We start from the raw sequence: 6411 nt of genomic DNA, 5'->3' as shown, positions 1-6411 counted from the left end.
CCCCTTCGCCCTCGCCGCCTACAGCGATCCCGCCGCCCTTGCCCGCGCCCTGGCGGCCCATGTGGCGGAGGCTTTGCGCGCCCGCCTCGCCCGCGACGGGTCGGCGAGCCTTGCCGTCTCCGGCGGCCGCACCCCGACGCGCTTCTTCGAGACCCTGTCCGGCGCCCCGCTGGACTGGAGCCGCATCGCGGTAACCCTGGTGGACGAGCGCTGGGTGCCGGAGACGTCGGACCGCTCCAACGCGGCGCTGGTGCGGCGCCATCTGCTGAAAGGCCCGGCCGCTGCCGCCCGGTTCGTGCCGCTCTTCACCGGTGCGCCGACGCCGGAAGACGGCCTCGCGGACGCCGCGGCTGCCGTCGCCACCCTGCCGGCCCCGTTCGCCGCCGTGGTGCTGGGCATGGGGGATGACGGGCACACCGCCTCCTTCTTCCCCGGCGCGCAGGCGCTCGCCGCCGCCACCGATCCGGCCGGCACGGCGCCCCTCATCGCGGTGCGGGCCGAAGCGGCCGGCGAACCGCGCATCACCTTCACCCTGCCGCCCCTGGTCGCGGCCGACCTGCTGCTGCTGCACATCGAAGGCGCGACCAAGCGCGCGGTGCTGGAGCGGGCGGCGGCCGGCGGCGATGGGACGGACCTTCCCATCCGCGCCGTGCTCGGCAACGCCCGCGCGCCGCTCGACGTGCTCTGGTGTCCCTGAAGCCTGATTTGCTCGCCTCTCATTTCCTTCCCGCGACCCGGGTTCCCACATCGCCCGAAAGGGCCTGACGGAGATTTCGCGCCCATGACGTCCAACGCCCTCGCGACCGACGCCGCCTTCAAGGCCCTCGCCACCGCCTGGACCACCCGCGAGGGACGCATCCTCGACCTGTTCGCGACGCCGGACCGGTTCGATCGCTTTTCCGTCGCCTATGGCGACCTGCTCATCGACTTCTCCAAGACCGCCATCTCGGATGGCATCCTCAACCAGCTCCTCGACCTCGCCCGCGCCGGCGGGGTCGAGGCGCAGCGCGACGCCATGTTCGCCGGCGACCACATCAACCTCACCGAGGATCGCGCGGTGCTGCACACCGCCTTGCGCGACCAGGCGAGCGAGACCATCCAGGTGGACGGCATCGACGTGAAGCCCGGCGTGGTGGAGACGCTGGCGCGCCTTGGTGATTTCGCTGCGGGCGTGCGGGACGGCCGCATCGCCGGGGCGCGGGGCGGCGTCATCACTGACGTGGTGAACATCGGCATTGGCGGCTCGGACCTCGGGCCGGCCATGGTGACGCTGGCGCTCGCGCCCTACCACGACGGGCCGCGCTGCCACTTCGTCTCCAACGTGGACAGCGCCCACATCACCGACGTGCTGAAGGGGCTCGACCCCGCCACCACCCTGTTCATCGTGGCCTCCAAGACCTTCACCACGGTGGAGACCATGACCAACGCCGCCACCGCGCGCGCCTTCATCGTGAATGCGCTGGGCGAGGAGGCGGTGGGCGCCCATTTCGCCGCCGTCTCCACCGCGCTCGACAAGGTGGGAGCCTTCGGCATTCCGGCTGAGCGCATCTTCGGCTTCTGGGACTGGGTGGGCGGTCGCTATTCGGTGTGGTCGGCCATCGGCCTGCCGCTGATGCTCGCCATCGGCCCGGACCGGTTCCGCGAATTCCTCGCCGGCGCGGCGGCCCTGGACGAGCACTTCCGCTCCGCCCCCCTCGACCAGAACCTGCCGGTGCTGCTGGGCCTCATCGGGCTGTGGCATCGCAATGCCTGCGGCTTCCCGAGCCGCGCCATCATCCCCTACGACCAGCGCCTCGCCCGGCTGCCGGCCTATCTCCAGCAGCTCGACATGGAGAGCAACGGCAAGAGCGTGACGCGGGACGGGCACCCCGTCGCCCGGCCCACCGGCCCCATCGTGTGGGGCGAGCCCGGCACCAATGCGCAGCACGCCTTCTTCCAGCTGCTGCACCAGGGCACGGATATCGTGCCGGTGGAATTCCTGATCGGGGCACAAAGCCACGAGCCGGCGCTGAAGGATCACCAGGACCTGCTGGTGGCCAACTGCCTCGCCCAGTCGGAGGCGCTCATGCGCGGGCGCACGCTGGAGGAGGCGATCGCCCAGCTCCGGGCCAAGGGCCTCGCCGAGGACAAGGTGGCGGAGATCGCGCCCCACCGCGCCTTCCCCGGCGACCGCCCGTCGGTGACCATCGCCTATGCCACCCTCGATCCGTTCACCCTCGGGCGCATCATCGCGCTCTACGAGCACCGGGTGTTCGTGGAAGCGGCGGTGTGGGGCATCAACGCCTTCGACCAGTGGGGCGTGGAGCTGGGCAAGGAACTCGCCACCCAGTTGCTGCCCGCGGTGACCGGCGGGGCGCTGCCGGCCAGCGCGTCGGCGTCCACATCGGGGCTGATCGCCCATCTCGACGCTGTCGCCCGGGACTGATCGCCTCCCTGTTGGAAGGTATTTTGTTCTTCCCGTGCGCAACCGCATGCGTGATGCTGCTATGCAGCAACGCGGGGCTCCCCATGCGTATTATGTATACCAAATCAGTCCCGGCCTGCGGTATGAAGAGATCGATCCCGATGGTGCACCGCACATGAAGGCTCATTCGGGGTGGCACTTGAGGTGCCCGGAGACAAGATGATGAACGCGCTTGAACTGACGGCCTTCGGCCTTTTCGGCATTGTGCTCTCGCTCGCGGTTACCGGCTTGAGCGCGCAGAAGCCTTACATGACGGTTGCCGGCGGCATGGGCATTCCGGTGGAAGACGTCCTGCTGCAGCCGTCCGAGCCGCGCTTTGCCTCCGTGCGCACTGCAGCGAACGGCGCCGTCGAAGTCGCCGTCGCGCCCCGCCACAACTGATAAGGGCGCCGCGGGGCGGATCGGGGACCCTCGGGTTCCATAAGCCCCTGCGGACAAAAGAAGGGAGCGGCAAGCCGCTCCCTCAAGGTAGGCCCGGGGTAGGAGGGCCAAAGTGAAGCCCGAGGTCGGGGCCGGGTTTCCCCGCCCCTTCCATGGGGCCATCTTCAGCTGACGACCTTGGCGCTGGGGACCTCCAAATTCTCCTTCGCCGCCGCTCCCAGCACGAAGCGGGCCCGCAGGGGCTTCAGGACGAAGAGCGCCATGAGCGCGGCGATGGCGTTGACGCCCGCCGTCAGCATGAACACCAGGTCCCAGTTGCCGAGCTTGGCAACCGCGACCGAGGCCAGTGGCACCACCAGCGAGGCGGTGCCCTTCGCGGTGTAGAGCAGGCCGGCGTTGGTGGTGGCAAAGCGCGAGCCGAAGGTATCGCCGCACGTCGCCGGGAACAGCGAGTAGATCTCACCCCAGGCGAAGAAGACGAGGCCGGTGAGGATCACGAACGCGAGCGGATCGGCCCCGAAATGGGCCAGTGCCAGCACGCCCACCGCTTCCAGCGAGAAGGCGATGAACATGGTGTTCTCGCGCCCGATATTGTCCGACACCCAGCCGAAGAACGGGCGGGTGACGCCGTTCAGCACCCGGTCGATGGACAAGGCGAAGGTCAGGGCCGGCAAGGTGAGGCCCATGATCGAGACCGGCACGTCGGCGATCTTGAAGTCCTTGGCGATGGAGCCGAGCTGGGCCGTGGCCATCAGGCCGCCCGCCGCCACCAGCACGAACATCAGGTACATGACCCAGAACACCGGGGCCTTCAGCATCTCCCCCGGCCCATAGCTGCGACGGCTCTGGGTGGTGGAGGTGGCGGCGACGGCGGGCACCTGGCCGGGCTTCGGGCTCATCAGGAACAGTGACGCCACCAGCACCACAGCCCCCTGGATCAGGCCGAAGAACAGGAAGGTGTGCTCGTAGCCCTGCGCCTTGATCATGGCCGCGATGGGCACGATGGTCAGGGCCGACCCGGCGCCGAAGCCCGCGGCGGTGATGCCGGCGGCAAGGCCCCGGCGATCGGGGAACCACTTCAGCGCCGCACCCACGGCCGTGCCGTAGACCGCGCCGGCGCCGGCGCCGCCGATGGCCGCGGAGACGTACAGCATGGCGAGGCTGTCGGCGAAGGAGTTGAGCACCCAGGACAGCGCACACAGGATGCCGCCGAGAAACACGACCGGCCGCGGGCCGAACTTGTCCACGAACCAGCCTTCCACCGGCACCAGCCACGTCTCGAACACGACGAAGATGGTAAAGGCCACCTGGATGGCGGCGCGGCCCCACTGGTGCTTCTCGTTCATCGGTTCGACGAACAGGGTCCAGCCATACTGGAGGTTGGCGATCATGGACATGCAGACCACGCCGATGGCGAGCTGCATCCACCGTCCGCCCAACGGCCCGCGCACGGGCGTCGAGAGATTCTGCGACATTTCCTTCCCTTTCTCACTGGGGATCATCGAAAGCGATGAACGGCCCGTGACGGTCGCCATTCTTGTCGCGGGCTTTCTTGACCGAGCCCGCTCGCGCACCACGGGGGAATGTGTATCAAAAATACGGTATACATAATGCATTTAACGGCTATGTAACCGATACGTACCCTTGCTTTCAGCGACGATCGGGAGCGGAAGAGCCGATTTTGCCAGGAATGGCCAGGAATGGCCAAGCTTAGACCGACCTCCTGTTCTTCTCTATTTCTCACATTGTCTCCGTTTAGGTGCACATAACGCCGATTTATAAATCGTGTGAGCGCGATCGACTTCAAACCTCACAACAGCGCCTCACCTGAGACGCCAGAGCACGCGCTGCCCGGAGTGCGCCGCACTGGGATCGGGCAACGCATCTCGTGTGGGAGGTCGAGCGGCGCACAGACAAAAAAAGCCCCGGCACAAGGCCGGGGCTTGAGGGGCCGCCACTGGGACGGCGGAGGGACGGGTTCGGTCGCCCCATCCGGCGCTTGGCGCAGGTGGGGCGAAGCCCTTAGAGCGCGATCCGAGCCAATTGAACCAATCGGCCCGGTAAATCGCCCTCTAAGCCGAAGGAAAGAGCACACCGATCGTCCGGGTCCGGACCTGATCGTTCACGCGCCTTGGCTTGGGCTTCCGACTTGAGGCCCGGTCAGCCTGCACCGCAGGCCAACCGGAAATTGCTTTATCCTTTACGGAACTAGAACCTGACGCGCCGACCAGGCAGGTGCGCCGCCCGGTCGGATCTGGCGTGTCAGGCCGGCACTTCGCGCGGGGCGGACGCAGCCGCTGCCGCCGCTGCCTCGGCATTCATCCGGTGGTGGCGCGCCAGCATGGGCCGCAGGACGAAGAGGGCACCGAACGCCGCGGTCAGGTCCATGGCCGCCACCGTGTAGAGCACGGTGGTCCAGGTGCCCGTCGCCTCCATCAGGATGTTGGCGAGCGGCACCAGCAGGGCGGCAAAGCCCTTGGCCGTGTAGAGCATGCCGTAGATCTTGCCGATGTGCTTGGAGCCGAAGGTATCCGCGGCGGTGGCCGAGAACAGGGAGTAGACTTCGCCCCAGGCCAGGAAGACCACGCCCGACAGGATGATGAACGCCCACGGATTGTGGCCGAACGTGCCCAGCGCGACGATGCCGATGCCTTCCATAGCGAAGGCGAAGAACATGGTCTTCTCACGGCCGATATGGTCGGAGATCCAGCCGAAGAAGGGACGCGAGAAGCCGTTCAGGATGCGGTCCAGCATCAGGGCGAAGGGCAGCGCCGCCATGGCGAAGAAGTAGAGGTTGACGTTGATGTGCTTCACGCCGAGGTCTTCGGCGATCACGCCCAGCTGCGCCACGGCCATGAGGCCGCCCGACACCGTAAGAACGAACAGGACAAGCATGATCCAGAACACCGGGGTCCGGAGCGCCTCGCCCAGGGTGTAGTCGCGCCGGCTCTGGGCCACGGTGGACGAATACACCACCTCGTTCTTGGACGGCGCCCGCAGGAAGCCGGCGGCGAGCAGGATCACCGCGCCCTGGATCAGGCCGAAGGTGAAGAAGGTTTCCTGATAGCCGCTGGTCTTGATCATGGCGGCGATGGGCAGGATGGTGAGCACGGTGCCCGAGCCGTAGCCGGCCGCGGTGAGGCCCACGGCGAGGCCGCGGCGATCCGGGAACCACTTCAGCGCGGCGTTCACGCAGGTGGCGTAGACGCAGCCGACGCCGATACCGCCGACAGCCGCCGCCACATAGAGCGCGGTGAGGGATTCGGCATAGGAATTGAGCACCCAGGACAGGCCGGTGAACACGCCGCCGACCAGCACCATGACCCGCGGGCCGTACTTGTCGATGAAATAGCCCTCGATGGGCGTCAGCCAGGTCTGCACCACGACGAACACGGTGAAGGCCACCTGCACGGAGGCGCGCGTCCAGCCGCGGGTGGAGACGATTTCCGGAACGAACAACGTCCATGAATACTGGATGTTTGCCGCGGCCACCATACAGACGATACCGGCGACAAGTTGCAGCCAGCGATTGGTCGCAGGCGCCTTTACTGCTGCTTCAACCATTT

At 67.4% G+C, this 6411-nt stretch carries 5 protein-coding genes; 3 read left to right on the top strand and 2 right to left on the bottom strand.

Annotated elements, in window-relative coordinates; translation table 11 throughout:
• The 3 genes from pgl to K9U41_RS10800 all read left to right on the top strand — a co-directional run.
• Positions 1-697, top strand: a 697-nt coding sequence (gene pgl, locus K9U41_RS10810; protein WP_349237845.1) for a 6-phosphogluconolactonase, incomplete at its 5' end; no start/stop codon positions are given.
• A gap of 84 nt (positions 698-781) precedes the next feature.
• The gene (gene pgi / locus K9U41_RS10805) at positions 782-2425 is read left to right on the top strand and encodes a glucose-6-phosphate isomerase (RefSeq protein ID WP_282640848.1); all 1644 of its coding nucleotides are present in this window, start codon (positions 782-784) and stop codon (positions 2423-2425) included.
• Positions 2426-2623: 198 nt separating this feature from the next.
• Positions 2624-2845 (top strand): hypothetical protein, encoded by a 222-nt coding sequence (locus tag K9U41_RS10800; protein ID WP_282640847.1) that lies wholly within the window; start codon positions 2624-2626, stop codon positions 2843-2845.
• 164 nt (positions 2846-3009) lie between these two features.
• On the opposite strand, the gene oxlT (K9U41_RS10795) is transcribed toward K9U41_RS10800, so the two are convergent.
• Together oxlT (K9U41_RS10795) and oxlT (K9U41_RS10790) are read right to left on the bottom strand one after the other, a co-directional pair.
• Complete coding sequence (gene oxlT / locus K9U41_RS10795) at positions 3010-4320, bottom strand: oxalate/formate MFS antiporter (protein WP_282640846.1); 1311 nt, start codon at positions 4318-4320, stop codon at positions 3010-3012.
• 787 nt (positions 4321-5107) lie between these two features.
• Positions 5108-6409 carry an oxalate/formate MFS antiporter gene (gene oxlT / locus K9U41_RS10790; RefSeq protein ID WP_282640845.1) on the bottom strand — a complete coding sequence of 434 codons (1302 nt, stop codon included), beginning with the start codon at positions 6407-6409 and terminating at the stop codon, positions 5108-5110.
• Positions 6410-6411 lie beyond the last annotated feature (2 nt).

The sequence above is a fragment of the Xanthobacter autotrophicus genome, from assembly GCF_029991245.1.
Taxonomy (GTDB): domain Bacteria; phylum Pseudomonadota; class Alphaproteobacteria; order Rhizobiales; family Xanthobacteraceae; genus Xanthobacter; species Xanthobacter autotrophicus_C.
Note: the sequence above shows the minus strand (reverse complement) of the source record. Positions and strands in the feature narration are given on the sequence as shown.